Origin of the sequence: Sinorhizobium medicae (genome assembly GCF_007827695.1) — a bacterium.
GTDB classification, from domain to species: domain Bacteria; phylum Pseudomonadota; class Alphaproteobacteria; order Rhizobiales; family Rhizobiaceae; genus Sinorhizobium; species Sinorhizobium medicae.
Map to the genome: position 1 here is coordinate 220,729 of NZ_VITA01000007.1, position 22,128 is coordinate 242,856.

Genomic DNA, 22,128 nt, shown 5'->3' on the forward strand with positions numbered 1-22,128 from the left:
TAGGATTGTGACAAAGCTGCAGGTGCTTGCAAATGTCTTTTCGTTCCTGCACAGGAAAACGCAATAATCCTCCCGGAGAATTGCCATGTCACTGATTTCGCTTGCTGGCGAGCTGACGGAGACCGGTCACCGGCTGATCCAGCGGGTCTATTACGAGGACACCGACTTCTCGGGCGTCGTCTACCATGCGCGCTACCTCCATTTCATGGAGCGCGCGCGTACCGACTACTTGCGGCTTCTGGGCGTCGAGCAGGCGTCGCTCGCGATCGAAGGAGACGTGGAAGGCCTGGTCTTCGTCGTCCATCGGATGGAGATCGACTTCAAGTCGCCGGCGCGCATGGACGACGTCCTGACGATCGAGACGGGGACCGAGAAGGCGGGCGGGGCCAAGATGATCCTGCAGCAGCAGATCAGGCGGGGCGAATCGCTGCTGATCGCGGCCAAGGTGATCATTGCGGTCATCAACGGCCAAGGGCGGCCAAGGCGCCTGCCTGAAGCATTGGCAACGAAATTTTTCAAAGCGGGGTGATGAAAAGTCTATGCGGTTTTCCGCCCGCACCCCGCTCTATTCTTTCAAATCGATCACGTTCGACCCGAGTGATATCATCGTGATCCAGGGCTCAGGCAGACCAGGCGAGAGGCGGCCTCACGCGACCGAGTTCAGGATCTTCTTCGTCAGCGACTGACTGATCTTGCCGATGTCCCGCCAGGGATCGGTTCCGGCCTCGATGCGTGCGAGAATTTCGGGAATATGAAACCCATTGGCGGCATCGAGGCTTTCAAGCTCCTCCCAGCCGACCGGAGTGGCGACCGGTCCGCCGGCGCGCGCACGGGTGGAGTAGGGGGCTATCGCCGTGGCGCCGCGGTCGTTGCGCAGCCAGTCGATGAAAATCCTCCCCTTGCGCTTGGCCTTGGACATGGTCGCGACGAAATGATCCGGATCGCGCTCGGCAAAAGATTGCGCGAGCGCCTTGGCGAACCCTTTTACTTCATCCCATTCGGCATGGGGGCGGAGCGGCACGATCACGTGGACTCCCTTGCCGCCCGTCACCATCGGCACGGTTTTCAGGCCGATCCCGGCGAGCTCGTCGCGAAGCTCTACGGCCGCTGTTTTGACGGTTGCGAAGTCGACGCTTGGATCGGGGTCGAGATCGAAGACCAGCCGATCGGGTTTCTCCAGCCGATCGGTCCTTGCGCCCCAGATGTGAAATTCGAGCGTCCCCATCTGTACTGCTGCGACGAGCCCCTTGGCATCGTGGATATACATGTAGTCTTCGGTGTCTCCCGACGATTCGGTGATGGGCACTTCCCTGATCGCATCGGGAAAGCCGTCGCTTGCGTGCTTCTGGAAGAAGCACTGCCGCTCGCCGCCCTGCGGGCAGCGCACCAGCGAGACGGGATGGTCGGCGGCAAAGGGGAGCATCCTGTCGGCGACGATTGCATAATAGCGGGCAAGATCGATCTTGGTGATGCCCTGACCTTTGAACAGGACGCGGTCCGGATGCGAAATACGGATGCCGAGGACGTCGGCGTCACCTTGTGCGGCCGATGTCCTGCGCGCCTTTGTGGTGGATTTACCCTTGGTGGTGGTCCCGGACTCCACTTCCGCTGGCTTCGATGTCTCCAGTTTCACGGCCTTTGCCTCCTTGTCCTCGCGCAATCCCTCGAACGAACCGTGGCGGATATGGCCTTCAGCCGTGAATTCGGCGAAGTCTACCTCGGCCACCAGGTCCGGCTTCAGCCAAACTGAATGTCGCATTCTCTCTCGCGGTATGCTGTCGAAGGGCGACGTTTCTCTTTTGCGTGAGGCGAAGGCTGCGGCGAGGTCCTCCATCGTCTTTTTGCTGAAACCGGTTCCGACCCCGCCACGATAGATCAGCTTCCCGCCTTCGAAAGTCCCGACGATGAGCGAGGCGAAGGCGCGCCCCTTCTTGTCCGACAGGCTGTAGCCGCCGATGACGAATTCCTGGCGTTTGGTGCATTTCACCTTGAGCCAGCTTCGGGTGCGCCCGCTCCGGTAGGGGGCGTTCGCCTCCTTGGCGATTATACCCTCCTGACCAGCCTTGCATATGGCGGCAAGCACGTGCTCGCCATTCCCGCGAACATGCTCGCTGAACTGGATGGTCGAGGTCGTGCCCAGCGTTTGGAGCAGCGCTTCGAGCTTTTCCTTGCGCTCCACGAGCGGCTTTCTGCTCAAATCCTTGCCGTCGAGCTCGATGAGATCGAACGCGTAAAGCCGTGTGCTGGCCCCTGTTGCAAGCGCTTTCTGCAGGGCGGAGAAAGTGGACCCGCCTTCTGACAGTGCTACGACTTCGCCGTCGATAAGGGCGGACCGGCAGTCGAGTTCGGCAAGGGCTGCGGCAATGACCGGGAACTTTTCGGTCCAATCGAGTCCGTTGCGCGTGTAGCAGCGGGCAGTACCGCCGCCCAGGGCGCAAACAAGCCGGTAGCCGTCGAACTTGGCTTCGTTCAGCCACGCGTCGCCCACGGGTACCTGGGTCACCAGCGTCGCCAGCTGAGGCGCCCGGAAGGTAGGCAGTTTGCCTGAGGGCTTTCGCGTGGGGCGCTTGCGTGCATTGCCGTCTTCAGCGACCGCGCCGGCCCTGAGATTGGCCGCCGTGCTTTTGTTCGAGTGCCAGACGCGTGAGCGCTTTTCGCCCCTGCCTTCGGCGATCTCTTCCATGGTGCGACCGGTGACGACGCTGGTGATGTTTTCGTTGATCAGGCTCTCGCCATCCTTGGAGGCGATCTCATCCGTTTCCTTGACGAGCAGCCAGTTCTCGCGCTTCTCGCCTTCGCGTGGGCGCATGCGTACCAGAGCCCAGCCTCCCTTCATGCGGCTGCCATGCAGCTTGAAGGAGAGCTTGCCCTTCCTCAAGGCTTTGGACGGGTCATCCTCCGGCTCCCACCAGCCCGTATCCCAGAGCATCACGGTGCCGCCGCCATATTCTCCCTTCGGGATGGTTCCTTCGAAGTCGCCATAAGCAAGCGGGTGGTCTTCGGTGCGGACGGCAAGGCGCTTGTCCTCGGGGTTGAGGCTTGGGCCGCGCGTCACCGCCCAGCTCTTCAGCACGCCCTCCCATTCCAGGCGAAAGTCGTAATGCAGGCGGGTTGCGGCGTGCTTCTGGACCAGGAACCGCATCCTGTTCCCGCTGCGACGAGCGACGGTTCCCTTGGGCTCCTTCGTCCGCGTGAAGTCACGGCGCCTGTTATATTCGGTAAGTGTTTCGTTGCGAGCGGCCATGGTCCTAAACGCACCTCACCCGAGAGCAGCTTTCGCGCCGTCGAGGCGCCGTCGATCAGGGCAATAGCGGGCCGTGCAGGCTTCATATTTCCAGGGGTAGAGGCTCATTGCACCGAAACGTACGACGCGGTGCGAGGTTCCGTATCGGGCAAGCTCTCTCAAACTGCGCGCGCGGTAATACTCCCTTAACCATAATGGTGTCTTAATCCGTGCATCAGGATTTGTGCAGTGCACGTCATCCTTTGACCAAAATTGACGGCAAGAAGGCAGGCTGAGCGAGAAGATCGCAATGCCGCGATCAGTGGCAATACCGGGGCATTCCTGCTGCAGGACATTTGGGCGACCCGGTCACGAGCATAAGTTGCTCCTGCCGGGTGTTTGGATTCGGGGACTGAAATCGATGGAACAGGTTGGATTGGCCGCGACGAGCGACGTGACCCTCTGGTCGCTCTTCATGCAAGCGGGCTTGGTCGTGAAGCTGGTCATGCTGGGGCTCATCGCCGCCTCGGTCTGGACTTGGGCGATCGTTGTCGACAAGAGCCTGAATTATGGGCGCGTCCGCCGCCAGCTCGATAGTTTCGAGCAGGTGTTCTGGTCAGGTCAGTCACTGGAAGAGCTCTATCGCACGCTCTCGGACCGGCAGACGAGCGGCATGGGCGCGATCTTCGTTTCGGCCATGCGCGAATGGAAGAAGAGCTTCGAACGCGGCGCGCGTGCGCCGATCGGCCTGCAGATGCGTATCGATCGCGCAATGGACGTGACGCTCGCCCGTGAGTCCGAGGCGCTCGAAGCGAGGCTCGGTTCGCTGGCGACGATTGGATCGGCAGCGCCCTTTATCGGACTTTTCGGTACCGTCGTCGGCATCATGACCTCGTTCCAGGCGATCGCGGGTTCGAAATCCACCAACCTTGCCGTCGTCGCACCCGGCATCGCAGAAGCGCTCTTGGCGACCGCCATCGGTCTGCTGGCCGCTATCCCCGCCGTTATCGCCTACAACAAATTTACCGCCGATGCCGGCAAGCTGTCGGCGCGCATGGAAGCCTTCGCCGACGAATTCTCCGCCATCCTGTCGCGGCAGATCGACGAGAAGCTGCAGCCTTCTCGCCAGGCCGCGCAGTAACGACCTCTAAGGACGGAGACCACGCTGATGGGTATGGCAGTTGGGGGAGCCAAAGGGTCGGGCGGCAGGCGCCGCCGCAGCGGCAGAAGAAGCGCGATCAGCGAGATCAACGTCACGCCTCTCGTCGACGTCATGCTTGTTCTGCTCATCATCTTCATGGTGGCTGCGCCCATGATGACGGTTGGCGTGCCTATCGACCTGCCGGAAACGCAGGCGAAAGCGATGAACGCCGACACCCAGCCGATCACTGTCTCGGTCAACCCCGCAGGCGAAATCTTCCTGCAGGAAACGCCGATCGCGATCGACGAGATCGTGCCGAAGCTCGAGGCGATCGCCACCACCGGCTACAACGAGCGCATCTACGTGCGCGGCGACACCAATGCCGATTACGGCACCGTGATGCAGGTGATGGCGCGCATCTCCGCGGCAGGCTTCAAGAACCTGGGTCTGGTAACGCTTCAAGAACAAGAGAAGTGAACATCTGAATGAAGGGCAGTATCGCTACATCTGCTGTCCTCCACGCCCTGGTTCTGACCTGGGCGCTGGTGTCGCTTGGCAGCCCGGCCGATTTCGAGGTCGCGGATGTCGAGGCCTTGCCGGTCGACATCGTACCTGTCGAGTCGATTACCCAGATACAGCAGGGCGACAAGAAGGCTCCGGCCAGGGAAAAGGCTTCGCCGGTTCCGACCAAGAAGCCGACGCCGGTCGAAAACGCCGAGAATGTCGGCGAGAACGACGTCGACCTGAAAACACCGCCCACGCCCAATGCCAAGCCGGTCGACAACGAGTCGGCCGCAGCACCGCAGAAAACCGAAAAGGCTCCGCCGACGCCCGATCCCGTGAAGGAAGAGATCGAGAAGGTCGAAGAGACGAAGCCTGCGGCAGAGCCCGCGACGGAAGTGGCGGCACTGCCCGAACCCAAGCAGGAAGTGAAGCCGGACACGAAGCCGGAGCCCGCGCCGGCGGAAGAGCAGCCTACGGAAAATCCCGAGGCTGAGGCTCTGCCGGACAAGGTGCCGACGCCGCAGGTAAAGCCGAAGGTCGAAAAGCCGGCGCAGACGGCCAAGACCCCCGAGCGCAAGAAGGATGAAGTCCAGAAGGAGCAGAAGAAGGCGTCCTCGCAGAAGGAGAGCGACTTCAACGCCGACGAAATCGCGGCGCTGCTCAACAAGCAGGAGTCTTCGGGCGGTGGCGCCAAGCGCTCGACCGAGGAAGCGGCTCTCGGTGGCAAGAAGACGACGACGGGAAACACCCTTTCGCAAAGCGAAATGGATGCACTTCGCGGCCAGATCCAAAACAACTGGTCGATCATCCCCGGCATGGCCGACGCGGCGGATGTCCGCATCAAGGTGAGGATGCGGCTCGACCCGAACGGGGAGCTGATCGGCGATCCGGAGGTGGAGGCCAGCGGCGGTTCGGATTCGGCGCGGCGGGCGCTCATGGGTGGTGCGCGTCGCGCCATCCTGAAATCGGCCCCCTTCAAGGGACTGCCGGCTGAAAAATATGATTCGTGGAGCGAGGTCGTCGTCAACTTTGACCCGAGCTCGATGCTCTAGACAAGGCGAGCGGGATGCGGCGCGGTCCCATCCTGCTCGGGAAACGAAAGGCTGAAAGGCTTCATGGAAATGCTGAGACGCAATTTTTTCCGCCTTCTGATGGTGCTGGTCGCAGGCTGCGGGCTCATTGCCTCGCCGGCAAAGGCGCTCGTCGAGATCGACATCAACAAAGGTAACGTCGAGCCGCTGCCGATCGCGATCACGGATTTCGTGCAGGGCGAGCTTGCGCAGAAGATATCCGACGTCATTGCCGCCGATCTGAAGCGCTCCGGGCTTTTCGCTCCCATCAACAAGGGCGCGTTCATCGAGAAGGTCTCCAATCCCGATGCCACTCCGCGCTTCGAGGACTGGAAGGTCATCAACGCGCAGGCGCTCGTCATTGGTCGCGTCACAAAAGAAGGCGACGGCAGGCTGAAGGCGGAGTTCCGCCTCTGGGATACCTTCGCCGGAACGCAGATGCTGGGTCAGCAGTTCTACACCCAGCCGGAAAACTGGCGCCGGGTCGCCCACATCATCGCCGATGCGATCTATGAAAGGATCACGGGCGAGAAGGGCTATTTTGACACGCGCATCGTCTATGTCGCCGAAAGTGGTCCGAAAAATGCGCGCCAGCGCCAGCTGGCCATCATGGACCAGGACGGGGCCAATTCCCGCGCGCTCACCAATTCCAATGACATCGTGTTGACGCCGCGCTTCTCGCCGAACCGCCAGGAAATCACCTATATGTCGTTCGAGAACCAGCAGCCACGGGTCTATCTGCTGCAGCTGGAAACGGGGCAGCGCGAGGTGGTCGGCAACTTCCCGGGCATGACCTTCGCTCCACGCTTTTCGCCGGACGGCCAGCGGGTGATCATGAGCCTGCAGCAGGAAGGCAACGCCAATATCTATACGATGGACCTGCGCTCGCGCACGACGACGCGGCTCACCAACACCGCGGCGATCGACACCTCGCCGTCCTATTCGCCGGACGGAAGCCGGGTCGTTTTCGAAAGTGATCGCGGCGGCAGGCAGCAGCTCTATGTCATGGGTGCCGATGGCTCGGGCCAGACGCGCATCTCCTTCGGCGACGGTTCCTATTCGACGCCGGTCTGGTCCCCGCGCGGCGATCTCATCGCCTTCACCAAGCAGTCGGGTGGGAAGTTCTCGATCGGTGTCATGAAACCGGACGGCTCGGGTGAGCGTATCCTCACGACAGGCTTCCATAATGAAGGTCCCACCTGGGCGCCGAACGGCCGCGTGCTGATGTTCTTCCGCCAGAACGCCGGCGCAGGCGGCCCACAGCTCTATTCGATCGACCTGACGGGCTATAACGAGCAGCTTGTCCCGACCCAGGGCTTCGCCTCGGACCCGGCCTGGTCGCCGCTCATGGAGTAGGCCGGCGCTGCAGCGCCGTGCGTCTTATCAGAGGCACAAAGGTCGCTGTAGCACTTTGATCTGCTGCAATTTGTGTCCTTCAATCGGATCTGATCAAAGGACACATGCAGTAGCGCCGCGTTTTCGAGAGAATTCATGAGATTCAATTATTTCGGGCCGATTTCGGCCCGAAATTCTTCGTGATCGCATGTCCACAGATATGGAGGAGATTGAGGCGAATGTGCCGCTTTCTCGCCGCAAAGTGCTGGTGTAGCAGGCGCCCCGACGCAGATTGTCGATTCGTTAACCATGCTTGTTGAAAAGCAATTAACCGCTTCCGGTTACAGTCTGGCAACCGTGAATTTGACACTTCTCAAGGAGACCCGGCCCATGAGCCGAATTGACGCCCCGGCAGCAAGCCGCATGCAGACCATCGCCCGCAATCCGATCATGATCGCGCTCGTCATGACGCTTGCCCTCGCTGGTTGCGCTTCCAAGAAGAACCTGCCGAATGATGCTGCCGGCCTCGGCCTTGGCGCCGGTGCGGCGACGCCGGGCTCGCAGCAGGACTTTACCGTCAACGTCGGCGACCGCATCTTCTTCGATACGGACTCGACTTCGATCCGCGCGGACGCACAGACGACGCTCGACCGTCAGGCCCAGTGGCTGGCGAAATATCCGAACTATGCGGTCACCATCGAAGGCCATGCGGACGAGCGCGGTACCCGCGAATACAACCTCGCGCTCGGCGCCCGCCGTGCTGCCGCGACCCGCGACTATCTCGTCAGCCGCGGCGTGCCGGGCAACCGTATGCGCACGATCTCCTACGGCAAGGAAAAGCCGGTCGCGGTCTGCGACGACATCTCCTGCTGGTCGCAGAACCGCCGCGCGGTTACCGTTCTCGGCGGCGCCGGAAGCTGATCAGCCTCGTATCGAGGGGGAATTCGAGGGCGGTCTCAAGGGCCGCCCTTTGTTTTTTACCACACTTTGGCCGAACTCCGTTGCTTTTTCACGGCAGTTGGAAAACTGTGCGGCACCCACCTCGGAATCGGCAGATGTACCGCGGAACGCGATCAAAGGTGGGATATTCGGTTACGAACAGGACAAATGAAATGAAGAAATTTGTCGTGGCAGGACTGCTTGGCCTTGTGACCCTTGCGGGCCTCGGCTCTTCGGTGAATGCCATGCCGCTTTCCGGGCTCGTTGCCCGCACGACACAGACCGATGCCGCCAGCAAGGGAGACCTTCCGGTAGTGAAGGTGCAATCACCCGATATTGCACGGATCGGTCAACTCGAGGAACAGATCCGCTCCCTCAACGGGCGTATCGAGGAAATGAGCTTCCAGCTCCTGCAGATGCAGGAGCAGATCCGGAAGTTCCAGGAGGACAACGAATTCCGCTTTCAGGACCTCGAGAGCGGCAGGTCGTCTTCCAAGAAAAGCGGCGCACTTGCAACGCCGAAATCAAATGATCAGGCGTCCGTCACCCCCGGGGTGACGGATAGCCCGAGCCCCAGTGCTCCGGCCGCCGGAGGCGCGGATATGGCGGGCGTCGATCCAAATGCGACGGGCGCGGCGCCGGCACCGTCAACGCTAGGTCAGATCATTTTCGACGAGAACGGCAATCCGGTCTCTGCAAGGACGGGCGTGGAGCCCGGAGCCAACGCCACTCTGCCTGGCGTCGACACGGGGCTTGCGACCGAAGGCGGCGGCCTCAACGACAATCCGGGAAGCACGACGGAGGGCGGACAGGCGAGCGCGTCCCTCGGCGATCCGGGCGATCTCTACCAATCCGCCTACGGTCACGTGCTTTCGGGTGATTACGGTATCGCCGAGCAGGAGTTCCGCAATTATCTCGAAGCCTTTCCGAGCGGCGACAAGGCAGCCGATGCGAGTTTCTGGATGGGCGAGGCACAATATTCGCAAGGCAAGTACAGCGACGCCGCCAAGACTTTCCTCAACGCGCATCAGAGCCACGGCAAATCACCCAAGGCGCCCGAGATGCTGCTGAAGCTCGGCATGTCGCTCGGTGCCCTCGACAACAAGGAAACGGCCTGCGCGACGCTGCGCGAGGTCGGCAAGCGCTATCCGAAAGCATCGCCGGCCGTGAAGGCCAAGGTGACGAGCGAACAGAGCCGTTTCGGCTGCTGAGGCGGGCCCATATGCCCGATGCCGTCTTCGACACGGCCAGTTATTTTCTTCGTTCCTTTACGCGGCCCTGCAGGATTCTCGTGGCCGTCTCCGGTGGCAGCGATTCGATGGGCGTGCTCATGGCCCTGCACGCGGCGATCGCAACAGGCGAGCACCCCGGATTTTCCCTTGCGGCCTGCACCGTCGATCACGCGCTGAGACCCCAGTCTGCCGAGGAAGCCGCCAGCGTTGCTGCCTTCTGCAGAACGCTTGACATCGCTCACCGCACCCGCCGCTGGGAGGGCGCGAAGCCAGCGACCGGCATCCAGGCGGCGGCGCGGAAGATACGTTACGAATTGCTCGCCGTTGCCGCCGAGGCGCTTGGCGCCGACTGCATCGTCACGGGCCATACGCGCGAAGACCAGCACGAAACGATCGAAATGCGCCGCGCTCGCTCAAACGGCCCCGGTATAGACGATGGGGAGGGTGAGGGGCATGGCGGTGCGGGCATGGCCGCAACCATGCTTTACGGGCGACGGGTCTGGGTTCTGCGGCCGTTTCTGCGTTTGGGGCGCGCCGAGATCCGAAGCTTTCTCGACGCACGCGCCGTCGCCTGGATCGACGATCCGAGCAACGCCAACCACGCCTTCGAGCGGGTTCGGGTTCGTGCCAGGATCGCGGCCTCAGACGATATGCAGATGCCCTTGTGGGGTGGACGGCAGCGCGCTGCTTCTTCGGCGGCAGCGGCCGGGCTGATCGAGGATCGCATCCGCGTTCATGAGGCGCTGGTCGCGGAGATTACTGCGGAGAACGCTGGTGCAACGGACGATCCGGACTGGCGCCGAGCGCTCCTGATCGTCGCTTCGGCTCTCGGCGGCCGCGATCATCTGCCCGCACGGGCAACGGTGCAGCGGCTTTCGGAGTTCCTGCGGGCCGGCAAGCCTGGCCGCATGACGGCGGGCCGGGTCGTCTTCGACCGACGTGCAGGCGGATTGTATCTTTACCGCGAGGCCCGCAACCTGCCCGTGCTTGCCCTTGGACCGGGCGGACAGGGACTGTGGGACGGGCGCTTCAAGATAACGAGCGGCGGACCAGCCCTCGTCGTTACCGCTGACGCATCGGGGAGACGATCGGCCCAGAGGCTTATTGACGCAGGGCTGCCAATGGGGATTGTCAAGCGCGCATCCACGGTGGCACCAGGCATCGCGCCGGCGGATGCCGCGGGAATCGCCTACGGCGAGGCTCTGGCCGAAATCGAGTATAACATTGCGCCTTTCGACACCTTTTTGCCGGGTTTCGACAGGATCATGGCGGATGCGGTCGCCGTGTCTTTCGGGCGTGAACGATACCCCGCTCCGCCAGTGCATGATGTTTTGACAGAAATGGGAATGTAACCGGCGGTTTTCCTTGGCAAGATCATCCCGGATACCTATGTTAGGACCAAGAATACAGCCTGGCGAATGCGCGGGTTGCGACAGGTTCCGGGGAGTTCGATGAACCCTAATTTTCGAAATTTTGCCCTTTGGGCGATCATAGCGCTTCTCCTGATAGCGCTGTTCAGCATGTTCCAGCAGCCGACCGAACGGGCAGGCTCGCGTGAAATTCCGTTCTCGCAATTCCTCAAGGACGTCGATGCAAGCCGCGTAAAGGACGTGGTGATCACCGGTTCGAAGGTGATCGGCAGCTACACCGAAAGCGGAGCGACCTTCCAGACCTACGCCCCCGCGGTCGACACGGCACTCACGGAGCGGCTGGAAGCCAAGGACGTCACGGTCACGGTTCGTCCGGAGACGGACGGCTCGTCGGGTTTCCTCAGCTATATCGGAACGCTCCTGCCGATGCTCCTGATCCTCGGCGTCTGGCTGTTCTTCATGCGCCAGATGCAAGGCGGCTCGCGCGGCGCCATGGGCTTCGGCAAGTCCAAGGCCAAGCTTCTGACAGAAGCGCATGGCCGCGTAACCTTCGACGACGTCGCCGGCGTCGACGAGGCCAAGCAGGACCTTGAGGAGATCGTCGAATTTCTGCGCGATCCGCAGAAGTTTCAGCGCCTCGGCGGCCGCATCCCGCGCGGCGTTCTGCTGGTCGGCCCCCCCGGCACGGGTAAGACGCTGCTTGCCCGCTCGGTCGCCGGCGAGGCGAACGTGCCCTTCTTCACGATCTCGGGTTCGGACTTCGTCGAAATGTTCGTCGGCGTCGGTGCCTCGCGGGTCCGGGACATGTTCGAGCAGGCGAAGAAGAACGCGCCCTGCATCATCTTCATCGACGAAATCGACGCGGTCGGCCGCCATCGCGGCGCCGGGCTTGGCGGCGGAAACGACGAGCGCGAGCAGACGCTGAACCAGTTGCTCGTCGAAATGGACGGCTTCGAGGCAAATGAGGGCATCATCCTCATTGCCGCGACCAACCGGCCGGACGTGCTCGACCCCGCGCTGCTGCGTCCGGGCCGCTTCGACCGCCAGGTCGTGGTGCCGAACCCTGACATCAACGGCCGCGAGCGGATCCTCAAGGTGCACGTCCGAAACGTGCCGCTGGCGCCGAATGTCGACCTCAAGGTGCTTGCGCGCGGCACCCCGGGCTTCTCCGGTGCCGATCTCATGAACCTCGTTAACGAGTCGGCGCTCATGGCAGCGCGGCGCAACAAGCGCGTCGTTACCATGCAGGAGTTCGAGGACGCCAAGGACAAGATCATGATGGGCGCGGAGCGCCGCTCTTCCGCCATGACCGAAGCCGAGAAGAAGCTGACTGCCTATCACGAGGCGGGCCATGCGATCCTCGCGCTCAACGTTCCTTCGGCCGATCCGCTGCACAAGGCGACGATCATTCCCCGAGGCCGAGCGCTCGGCATGGTGATGCAGCTGCCCGAAGGCGATCGCTATTCGATGAGCTACAAGTGGATGATCTCGCGCCTCGCCATCATGATGGGCGGACGTGTTGCCGAGGAGCTGACCTTCGGCAAGGAGAATATCACTTCAGGCGCCTCCTCCGACATCGAGCAGGCGACGAAGCTTGCCCGGGCGATGGTCACGCAGTGGGGCTTCTCCGACCAGCTCGGACAGGTCGCTTACGGCGAGAACCAGCAGGAGGTTTTCCTGGGCCATTCGGTTGCCCAGCAGAAGAACGTTTCCGAGTCGACTGCCCAGAAGATCGACAACGAGATTCGGCGTCTGATAGACGAGGCCTATGAAACGGCGCGGCGCATCCTTACCGAGCACCATCATGAATTCGTGGCGCTCGCGGAAGGCTTGCTCGAGTACGAGACACTCACGGGCGACGAGATCAAGGCTCTGATCCGCGGCGAGAAGCCGGCGCGCGATCTTGGCGACGACACGCCGCCGCATCGCGGCTCGGCCGTTCCCTCTGCCGGTACCAAGAAAGAAACAGGCAACAAGGGCGAGGAGCCCGAAGGCGGGTTCGAACCGCAGCCGCAATAGGCTCGATGCATGTTCAGATCAGATGCCGCCGCTCCGAAAGGGGCGGCGGCATTTCTTAAAGCACTTCCCCCGAGGAAGAGCAGTTTTCGTGCTCTCGCCTGGGCCGATCCGGCCGAAAACATCTTGCAGCGAAGGATACCGTTGTTACGCGCTGTAATGATTTCTGATGTTATGATCGGTGCCGTTTAGCAGGGTTTTGTGCCAAATATGGCGCCGGGCCACTTGATTTTCCCGATGCGATCGGGAAGGGCGTTGGACAGAGAGCGGCATGATGGGAGAGCGGCATGAGGGACGGAAGGCCGCTTCAATTTTCTCATTCCGCTGTCGGCATGGGTCTGCAGGCGGGGTCGCGGGATGATGAAGGCCAATCGGGGAACACGCAGGCAGACGCGGCCGGGGCAAGCGGCGACGCCCAAAGAGGACAATGGAGTTTCTATGAAGCGCAAATATTTCGGCACCGATGGTATTCGCGGCCAATCCAATATATTTCCGATGACGCCGGACCTCGCGATGCGGGTCGGTATTGCAGTAGGAACCATTTTCAGAAACGGAGCTCACCGCCACCGCGTGGTGATCGGCAAGGACACGCGTCTTTCCGGCTACATGCTTGAAAATGCGATGGTCGCCGGATTCACGGCGGCCGGGCTCGACGTGTTTCTCCTCGGTCCGATCCCGACGCCCGGCGTCGCCATGCTGACCCGTTCGCTGAGGGCTGATATCGGCGTGATGATCTCGGCCTCTCACAACGCGTTCCGCGACAACGGCATCAAGCTCTTCGGACCCGATGGCTACAAGCTTTCCGACGACATCGAGGAAAAGATCGAGGAACTGCTGGATCAGGACATGACCCGCCAGCTTGCAAAACCGGAGGACATCGGCCGGGCGAAGCGGGTCGACGGCGACATCTATCGCTATATCGAGCAGGCCAAGCGGACGCTGCCGCGCGACGTTACGCTGACAGGGCTCAGAATCGCGATCGATTGCGCCAACGGTGCCGCCTACAAGGTCGCCCCCTCCGCCCTTTGGGAGCTCGGCGCCGAGGTCGTTCCCATCGGGACCGAACCCAATGGCGTCAACATCAATCTCGAATGCGGGTCGACGCATCCGGCCGCGCTGCAGAAGAAGGTGCACGAGGTGAGGGCGGACATCGGCATCGCGCTCGATGGAGATGCCGACCGTGTATTGATCATCGATGAAGAGGGCCAGGTCATCGATGGAGACCAGCTCATGGCGGTGATCGCCGACAGTTGGGCAGCCGACGGCATGCTCAAGGGTGGCGGCATTGCCGCGACCGTCATGTCGAATCTCGGTCTCGAACGCTACCTCCAGGCGCGTCGGCTCAAACTCCACCGCACCAAGGTCGGCGACCGCTACGTCGTCGAGCAGATGCGCCAGGACGGCCTGAACGTCGGTGGCGAACAGTCCGGCCATATCGTGCTTTCCGACTTCGGAACGACGGGTGACGGGCTTGTCGCGGCTCTGCAGATCCTTGCAGTCGTCAAACGCCAGGGCAAGACGGTGAGCGAGATATGCCGCCGTTTCGAGCCGGTGCCGCAGGTCCTGAAAAACGTGCGGATTTCGGCAGGAAAGCCGCTGGAAGATGCCGGGGTCAAGCAGGCGATTGCCGATGCGGAGGCGCAGCTCGCCAAGAACGGGCGGCTGCTCATCCGTCCCTCCGGCACCGAACCGCTGATCCGCGTCATGGCGGAAGGCGACGATCGCGGAAAGGTCGAGCGCATCGTCGACGAACTTGTCAGCGTGATCGGCGCCGTACGCAACGCCGCTGCCTGAGCTTGGAAAGAAAGCGCAGCTTCGGGCTCTCATCCGCCGGCGGGGAGGTGCAGGCGGATGAGGGGCAAGCACTGCACGTGAATACAAGCGAGCTAATACTGCCAACGGTTAATATTCAAGGTAAATTTTTGTAGTTAATCAGCGATTAACCTTTACCCTTCAGTGTGCGTCGAAGCATACGGACAGTCACGACTGTGTTTGTCGGTCGTTCAAGAATACTCTAATGTATTGGGGTTGGGGCATGAAGAAGATTTTCAGGGGCGTTGCCGCGGCTCTGCTAAGCGGCACGCCGGTATATGCGGCGGACGTCTATCAGCCGCCGGTGGAAGCACCTTTCGTCGAGCAGCCGGTGGAGGTCGTGCAAAGCAGCGGCTGGTATCTGCGCGGCGACGTCGGATATGCTTGGAATGATCTGCGCGGAGCGCACTATTTTCAAGGCTCGAACAGCAACCTGGTCGATTTCGACAGGGCCGATGTCGATGATTCCTACGTGCTCGGTGGGGGTGTCGGATACCAGATCAACAACTATCTGCGCGCCGACCTCACGCTCGATTATCTCGGCGAGTCCGACTTCAACGGTTCTACCACGGGCGGTTGCGGGGTTGCGGTCAATTGCGTCTCGAACGATGTCGCATCGATGTCCGCCTGGAGCCTGCTCGCCAATGCCTATGTTGACATCGGCACCTACGGCGCCTTTACCCCCTATGTCGGTGCCGGTATCGGTGGCACCAGGGTAAAGTGGGGAACGCTGCGCAACACCAGTTGCGATGTTACCGATCCGAGCAACTGCGACCCCACGGTCGAGCATAAGGGCGAAAGCGATTGGCGCTTCACCTATGCGCTGATGGCCGGTACCGCGGTGGATCTCACCTGCAATCTCAAGGCCGATGTCGGTTACCGCTTCCGCCACATCAATGGCGGCGACATGTTCGGGTACAATCTGAACAGCGGTCCGGCCTATGACAAAGACATCTATGTTCACGAGGCGCGGGCCGGCCTGCGCTATTCTTTCGGCAACAATTGCGAGGCGGCCTATGTACCGCCGGCGGAGCCGATCGTTTACAAGTGATCCTGTCAACCCTGCGTGTTCAGGCGGGCCGCCCTTCCGTTGAGGCGGCCTGTCGAAATCCTAAAATACATGGTTAACCCATAGTTAACCCGTGCCTGCAATAGTTAACGCTGATGGCCGGTTTCGTGTGCGGCGCCTTGGATCGCCAAATCCGCAGCACTTCGAAAATGGCCCCAGCGAGAGGGCATGGCATGGATTGGCGACGGGGACTTTGCAGTGTGGCGTTCTGCGCCGGCCTTTCGGCGCCCTTCTTCGCACAGGCCGCCGATGAAGATTTTCTGGACGCGCCCGAAATCACGATCTCGTCAGAAGAAGCCGCCGGTGGCGGCCTGTATCTGCGTGGCGACATAGGCTATGCGGCCTGGCTGGACGAAGGAGATCCCTACTATCGTTCCCCCGGCTCGGGCAATGTGGCCTTCGACAATGCACGTTTCGAAGAGCCGGCCTCCGCCACGATCGGCCTGGGGTATCAGTTCACCGATGTAATTCGTGCCGACCTTACGGCCGAATATTTCGAGGGCCGCTTCGACGGGACCTCGCTCTCCGCCCCCCCCTGCGCGGGAGAGGGTGCGGGGACAGGGTGCGCCTTTTCCCATCGCGCCAATTTTTCCGCGCTCGGACTAATGGCAAACGGCTATGTCGATCTGGCGACGCTTGCCGGTTTCACGCCCTATCTCGGTGCCGGTATCGGAGCGACCCGGATCGACTGGAAAACGGCTCATGAGACATCGTCTTGCGTCGGGCCAGGCGGTGCATGCTCCGGTAACGCCGGCGGCGCTTCCTACGGCGGACGGGACAGCTGGCGCTTTACCTATGCCCTCATGGCGGGCGTCTCCTATGACGTCACGGACCGGCTGAAGTTCGATGCCGGCTATCGCTATTCGCAAATCTCGGACGGTGACATGTTCGGCTCCGGGGACGCGCAGGGCTACGACGATGGGCTCTCGCGCCATGAATTCCGCGTTGGACTGCGTTTCGCGCTTTGGTAATGCAGCGCCGGTTTGCTTTAAACGGCAAAAGTTTCTTCAAACACGACGCTGCCGCTTGACTTCCTCTCCGAGCCGCAATATCCCCGACAGCGGGACACCCCTCCCCAACGAGGGGCTTCTATCTGAGAGGATAGCATATGACGAAGCCTGCCAAGCCGGCCCAGCGCCCGGCCAATACCCATTTTTCTTCTGGCCCTTGCGCCAAGCGTCCCGGCTGGACGCTCGAAGCTCTCTCCGACGCTCCGCTCGGTCGCTCGCACCGCGCCAAGATCGGTAAGACGAAGCTCAAGCAAGCCATCGATCTGACCCGTGAAATCCTCGAAGTGCCGGCCGATTACCGCATCGGCATCGTACCCGCTTCCGACACCGGTGCTGTCGAAATGGCGCTCTGGTCGATGCTCGGCGCCCGCGGCGTCGACATGCTGGCCTGGGAAAGCTTCGGTTCAGGCTGGGTCACCGACGTGGTCAAGCAGTTGAAGCTTGCCGATGTCCGTCGGCTGGAGGCCGATTACGGTGAACTGCCGGACCTTTCCAGGGTCGATTTCGACCGCGACGTGGTCTTCACCTGGAACGGTACCACCTCGGGTGTACGTGTCCCGGATGCCGATTTCATTCCTTCCGGCCGCAAGGGCCTGACCATCTGCGATGCGACCTCCGCCGCCTTCGCCCAGGCGCTCGACTTTGCCAAGCTCGACGTCGTCACCTTCTCCTGGCAGAAGGTGCTGGGCGGAGAGGGCGCCCATGGTGTGCTGATCCTCAGTCCTCGGGCCGTGGAGCGCCTGGAAACCTACGTCCCCGCCTGGCCGCTGCCGAAGATCTTCCGCATGACAAAGGGCGGCAAGCTGATCGAGGGCATCTTCACGGGCGAGACGATCAATACGCCGTCCATGCTCTGCGTCGAAGACTATATCGACGCGCTTCTCTGGGCGAAATCGGTCGGTGGCCTAAAGGGCCTGACGGCGCGCGCCGATGCCAACGCCGAGGTCATCCATCGTTTCGTTGCAGCCAATGACTGGATCGTCAACCTCGCGGTGAAGCCCGAAACGCGGTCCAATACGTCGGTGTGCCTGAGGATTGTCGACGGCGACGTATCGGCGCTCGACGCGGACGCGCAGGGAGCCTTCGCCAAGGGCGTCGTGGCCCTCCTCGAGAAGGAAGGCGTTGCTTTCGACATCGGCCATTATCGCGACGCTCCGTCCGGACTTCGCATCTGGGCCGGGGCGACGATCGAAACGTCCGACATGGAAGCCCTGATGCCTTGGCTCGCCTGGGCATTCGAGACCCAGAAGGCGACGCTGTCGCAGGTCGCCGCCTGATCCTATGCGACTGCATCGCTCCCTGAGGGGCGGAGCACGATCCCCAATCGCTCAGACCTGTTTCTTCAAGGAGGCCTCCATGGCACCTCGCGTTCTCGTATCCGATGAACTCTCTGAAACCGCCGTCCAGATCTTCCGCGACCACGGCGTGGAAGTCGATTTCCAGCCCAAGCTCGGCAAGGACAAGGAGAAGCTCGCCGAAATCATCGGCAATTACGACGGCCTTGCCATTCGCTCGGCCACCAAAGTGACCGAAAAGCTGATCGCCGCGGCCACCAATCTCAAGGTCGTCGGCCGCGCCGGTATCGGCGTCGACAATGTCGACATTCCCGCGGCTTCTCGCCGCGGCATCATCGTGATGAACACGCCGTTCGGCAATTCAATCACCACTGCCGAGCACGCCATCGCGCTGATGTTTGCCGTTGCCCGGCAGCTTCCCGCCGCCGACGGTTCGACCCAGGCCGGCAAGTGGGAGAAGTCGAAGTTCATGGGTGTCGAGATCACCGGCAAGGTGCTCGGGGTCATCGGCGCCGGCAATATAGGCTCGATCGTCTGTGCCCGTGCAATCGGGCTCAAGATGCATGTCATTGCTTACGATCCCTTCCTGTCGAAGGAGCGGGCCGAGGAAATGGGCGTGGCCAAGGTCGAGCTCGACGAGCTCCTCGCCCAGGCTGATTTCATCAGCCTGCACGTGCCGCTGACGGACAAGACCCGCAGCATCCTGAATGCGGAGGCGATCGCCAAGGCCAAGCCGGGCGTGCGCATCATCAATTGCGCTCGAGGCGGCCTCGTCGATGAGAAGGCGCTTGCCGAGGCCATCAAGTCCGGGCATGTCGCCGGCGCCGGTTTCGACGTATTCGAAGTGGAGCCCGCCACAGATAGTCCGCTCTTCGGTCTGCCAAATGTCGTCTGCACGCCGCATCTCGGCGCCTCGACGACCGAGGCGCAGGAAAACGTCGCTCTGCAAGTTGCCGAGCAGATGTCGGAATACCTCGTCAAGGGCGCGGTCACCAACGCCATCAACATGCCGTCGATCACGGCCGAGGAGGCGCCGATGCTCAAGCCCTTCATCCGGCTTGCGGATGTTCTCGGCGCCTTTGTCGGGCAGGTCACCGAAAGCGCCATCAAGGAGATCGAGATACTCTATGACGGCTCGACCGCGGCGATGAACACGAAAGCGCTGACGAGCGCGGCTCTCGCAGGTCTGATCCGGCCGCAGGTCGCCGACGTCAACATGGTTTCGGCTCCGGTGATGATCAAGGAAAAGGGTGTCATTCTTTCCGAGGTCAAGCGCGACAAGACGGGCGTTTTCGACGGCTACATCAAACTTACGGTGAAGACGGCGAACCAGACCCGCTCGGTCGCCGGTACGGTCTTCTCCGACGGCAAGCCGCGCTTCATCCAGATCAAGGGCATCAATCTCGACGCGGATGTCGGCGCCCACATGGTCTACCTGACCAATACCGACGTTCCCGGCATGATCGGCTTCATCGGCTCCACACTCGGCGACGCCGGCGTCAACATCGCGAACTTCCAGCTCGGCCGCGAGAAGCAGGGCGGCGATGCGATCGCGCTGCTTTACGTCGACGGTCCGGTTTCGGAGACCGTGCTCGACAGGCTGCGCGCAAACGAAGCGATCCGCCAGGCGAAGCCGCTGGTGTTCAATATCGACTGAGCGGCACCCGGGCTTCAATTGACTCCACCCTCCCACTTGTGGGGAGGGGTGGAGTCATATCATTGCGGAGGCTTCGGCCGCCCTCGCTCGGCGACGGCGATGCCGCCGAGGACGAGCGCCAGCGCCACCAGATGGAACGGGCGGAAGATCTCTTCGACAAGCAGCACCGAGAGAAGTGTCCCGAACACCGGAATGGCATTGATGAACAGGCCGGCGCGGTTGGCGCCGATCATCTCCACGCCGCGTACATAGAGGACCTGCGACATCAGCGAGGGGAAGATCGCCGCATAGAGCACGATCGCCCATCCGGTCGCGTCCGGCATGATCGCCGCGTCTTTTCCGATTTCCCACACGAGAAGCGGTATTGCGCTCAGCAGCGCCCCGAAGGCCGGAGCAGCTATGAAGCTCTGCCAATGCATAGCGGGCTTCCAGCGTAGCGCGACCGTATAGGCGGCATAGACGATGCAGGCGAGTATCATGAGTGCGTCGCCGAAATTGAAGCTCAGGCGCACGAGGCTTGCAAGATCGCCATGGGCTGCGGTGATGAGCACGCCGATCAACGTCACGGTAAAACCTATGACCTGGGCGAAAGACGCCTTCATCTTGAAAAGCGCGAAATTGAAGATGAAGATCAGCATCGGAATGCCGGCCTGAAGGATCACCGCGTTGATGGCGCTCGTGTATTGCACGGCGGAATAAAGGAACGCATTGAACATGGTGAAGCCGATGGCGCCGTAGGCGAGGAGTTGCAGCCAGTGCTGGCGGATCTTTTGCCAGTCGCGACGGATCTGCGGCGTCATCAGCACCAGGATGACCGCCAGCGCGATCAGCCAGCGGAGCGTCGTCAGCATCATCGGGCTGACGTGCCCGACGGCCATCTTGCCTGCAACCGAATTGCCGCCCCAAAAGAGCGCAGTAATGCTGAGATAGACATAGGCTCTGGCGTTCACGATGATGTGGTCCGTGAGGGGAAGGAGGAGGATTGCCGAACTGGCACGAGAGTTCGAGATATAGGCGCTAAATCCGCGGCTTGCCATTCAAAAAGGGCCGGCGACCGCTCATAACGGGGTCGCTTTCCGAAAGACAACACAGTATAGATGCGCGGGTTTTGAGAACAGCGCACCTTCCGCATGCGCGCGTGAACAGGAAGAGAATTATGACGAATGTCGTGGTGGTCGGATCCCAGTGGGGCGACGAAGGCAAAGGCAAGATCGTGGATTGGCTCTCGGAGCGCGCCGATATCGTGGTGCGCTTCCAGGGCGGCCACAATGCCGGCCACACGCTGGTGATCGACGGCGTCAGCTACAAGCTGTCGCTGCTGCCCTCGGGCGTCGTCCGCTCCGGCAAGCTCGCCGTCATCGGCAATGGTGTGGTGATCGACCCCCATGCACTGATTGCCGAAATCGACAGGCTTGCGGCGCAGGGGGTCACTGTTACGCCCCAAAACCTGCGCATTGCCGATAATGCCACGCTCATTCTTTCGCTCCACCGCGAGCTCGACGGTATCCGCGAGGATGCCGCGTCGAACAGCGGCACCAAGATCGGAACGACGCGCCGTGGCATCGGCCCGGCCTATGAGGACAAGGTCGGCCGCCGCGCAATTCGCGTCATGGATCTCGCCGATCTCGACACTCTGCCGGCCAAGGTCGACCGGCTGCTGACGCATCACAATGCGCTGCGCCGCGGTCTTGGGGAGGCGGAAATCAGCCACCGGGCGATCATGGACGAATTGTCGTCGGTCGCCGCGCGCGTACTGCCCTTCATGGATACGATCTGGCTGCTCCTCGACCGGGAGCGTCGCAAGGGTGCCCGGATCCTCTTCGAAGGGGCACAGGGCACGCTGCTCGACATAGATCACGGCACTTATCCTTTCGTGACCTCGTCGAACACGGTCGCAGGTCAGGCTGCTGCGGGCTCGGGCATGGGCCCCGGCTCGCTCGGCTACATTCTCGGCATCACCAAGGCCTACACGACGCGCGTCGGTGAAGGGCCGTTCCCGACCGAGCTCGACGACGAGGTCGGCCGCTTTCTTGGTGAGCGCGGCCATGAATTCGGGACCGTTACGGGGCGCAAGCGTCGGTGCGGCTGGTTCGATGCTGCTCTGGTGCGCCAGTCGGTCGCCGCCAACGGCATCACGGGCATAGCACTTACCAAGCTCGACGTGCTCGACGGACTCGACGAGTTGAAGATTTGCGTCGGTTATACTCTGGATGGACAGCAGATCGACCATCTTCCCGCAAGTCAAGCGCAGCAAGCTCTGGCAAAGCCGGTCTACATCACGCTCGAAGGATGGAAAGAATCGACGGTTGGTGCGCGCAGTTGGGCCGAACTTCCGGCGCAGGCGATCAAATATGTTCGCCAGGTCGAGGAACTGATCGGCGCGCCGGTCGCGCTACTTTCGACCAGCCCGGAACGGGACGATACGATACTTGTGACGGACCCTTTTGAGGACTAG

General features: G+C 61.8%; 17 protein-coding genes. 15 read left to right on the top strand and 2 right to left on the bottom strand.

Annotated features, from left to right (window positions below; genetic code table 11):
- Positions 1 to 85: 85 nt before the first annotated feature.
- On the top strand, positions 86 to 529 hold the full coding sequence (gene ybgC / locus FB009_RS14650) for a tol-pal system-associated acyl-CoA thioesterase (RefSeq protein WP_012066851.1): 444 nt from the start codon (positions 86 to 88) through the stop codon (positions 527 to 529).
- Between the two features lie 117 nt (positions 530 to 646).
- Here ybgC and ligD read toward each other — a convergent pair whose 3' ends face one another.
- Positions 647 to 3,244 carry a DNA ligase D gene (gene ligD / locus FB009_RS14655; RefSeq protein ID WP_145161644.1) on the bottom strand — a complete coding sequence of 866 codons (2,598 nt, stop codon included), beginning with the start codon at positions 3,242 to 3,244 and terminating at the stop codon, positions 647 to 649.
- Positions 3,245 to 3,644: 400 nt separating this feature from the next.
- Here ligD and tolQ point away from each other — a divergent pair, with 400 nt between their 5' ends.
- The 13 genes from tolQ (at position 3,645) to serA (ending at position 19,673) form a co-directional block, all read left to right on the top strand.
- Entirely contained in the window at positions 3,645 to 4,364 is a 720-nt protein-coding gene (gene tolQ, locus FB009_RS14660; RefSeq protein WP_012066849.1) for a protein TolQ, read from the top strand.
- 27 nt (positions 4,365 to 4,391) lie between these two features.
- A complete protein-coding gene (gene tolR / locus FB009_RS14665; protein WP_012066848.1) occupies positions 4,392 to 4,841 on the top strand; it encodes a protein TolR in 450 nt (149 codons plus the stop codon).
- Positions 4,842 to 4,849: 8 nt separating this feature from the next.
- Positions 4,850 to 5,920 (top strand): hypothetical protein, encoded by a 1,071-nt coding sequence (locus FB009_RS14670; RefSeq protein ID WP_012066847.1) that lies wholly within the window; start codon positions 4,850 to 4,852, stop codon positions 5,918 to 5,920.
- A 63-nt stretch (positions 5,921 to 5,983) separates the two neighbouring features.
- Positions 5,984 to 7,294, top strand: a complete 1,311-nt coding sequence (tolB, locus tag FB009_RS14675) for a Tol-Pal system beta propeller repeat protein TolB (RefSeq protein WP_012066846.1) — start codon at positions 5,984 to 5,986, stop codon at positions 7,292 to 7,294.
- Between the two features lie 369 nt (positions 7,295 to 7,663).
- Positions 7,664 to 8,194, top strand: a complete 531-nt coding sequence (gene pal, locus FB009_RS14680) for a peptidoglycan-associated lipoprotein Pal (RefSeq protein ID WP_012066845.1) — start codon at positions 7,664 to 7,666, stop codon at positions 8,192 to 8,194.
- Between the two features lie 191 nt (positions 8,195 to 8,385).
- Positions 8,386 to 9,423 carry a tol-pal system protein YbgF gene (ybgF, locus tag FB009_RS14685; RefSeq protein WP_145161647.1) on the top strand — a complete coding sequence of 346 codons (1,038 nt, stop codon included), beginning with the start codon at positions 8,386 to 8,388 and terminating at the stop codon, positions 9,421 to 9,423.
- 11 nt (positions 9,424 to 9,434) lie between these two features.
- Positions 9,435 to 10,796, top strand: a complete 1,362-nt coding sequence (tilS, locus tag FB009_RS14690) for a tRNA lysidine(34) synthetase TilS (RefSeq protein ID WP_012066843.1) — start codon at positions 9,435 to 9,437, stop codon at positions 10,794 to 10,796.
- Positions 10,797 to 10,895: 99 nt separating this feature from the next.
- Entirely contained in the window at positions 10,896 to 12,833 is a 1,938-nt protein-coding gene (gene ftsH / locus FB009_RS14695; RefSeq protein ID WP_012066842.1) for an ATP-dependent zinc metalloprotease FtsH, read from the top strand.
- Between the two features lie 435 nt (positions 12,834 to 13,268).
- A complete protein-coding gene (gene glmM, locus FB009_RS14700; RefSeq protein WP_012066841.1) occupies positions 13,269 to 14,624 on the top strand; it encodes a phosphoglucosamine mutase in 1,356 nt (451 codons plus the stop codon).
- Positions 14,625 to 14,865: 241 nt separating this feature from the next.
- Positions 14,866 to 15,693: an outer membrane protein gene (locus FB009_RS14705; protein ID WP_012066840.1), complete on the top strand. Its 828-nt coding sequence runs from the start codon at positions 14,866 to 14,868 to the stop codon at positions 15,691 to 15,693.
- Positions 15,694 to 15,884: 191 nt separating this feature from the next.
- On the top strand, positions 15,885 to 16,682 hold the full coding sequence (locus FB009_RS14710; RefSeq protein WP_012066839.1) for an outer membrane protein: 798 nt from the start codon (positions 15,885 to 15,887) through the stop codon (positions 16,680 to 16,682).
- Positions 16,683 to 16,819: 137 nt separating this feature from the next.
- The gene (locus FB009_RS14715) at positions 16,820 to 17,998 is read left to right on the top strand and encodes a phosphoserine transaminase (RefSeq protein WP_012066838.1); all 1,179 of its coding nucleotides are present in this window, start codon (positions 16,820 to 16,822) and stop codon (positions 17,996 to 17,998) included.
- A gap of 79 nt (positions 17,999 to 18,077) precedes the next feature.
- Positions 18,078 to 19,673 (top strand): phosphoglycerate dehydrogenase, encoded by a 1,596-nt coding sequence (gene serA / locus FB009_RS14720; RefSeq protein WP_012066837.1) that lies wholly within the window; start codon positions 18,078 to 18,080, stop codon positions 19,671 to 19,673.
- A gap of 59 nt (positions 19,674 to 19,732) precedes the next feature.
- Here serA and FB009_RS14725 read toward each other — a convergent pair whose 3' ends face one another.
- Complete coding sequence (locus FB009_RS14725; RefSeq protein ID WP_024310970.1) at positions 19,733 to 20,623, bottom strand: DMT family transporter; 891 nt, start codon at positions 20,621 to 20,623, stop codon at positions 19,733 to 19,735.
- Between the two features lie 206 nt (positions 20,624 to 20,829).
- On the opposite strand from FB009_RS14725, the gene FB009_RS14730 reads away from it, so the two are divergent.
- A complete protein-coding gene (locus tag FB009_RS14730) occupies positions 20,830 to 22,128 on the top strand; it encodes an adenylosuccinate synthase (RefSeq protein WP_012066835.1) in 1,299 nt (432 codons plus the stop codon).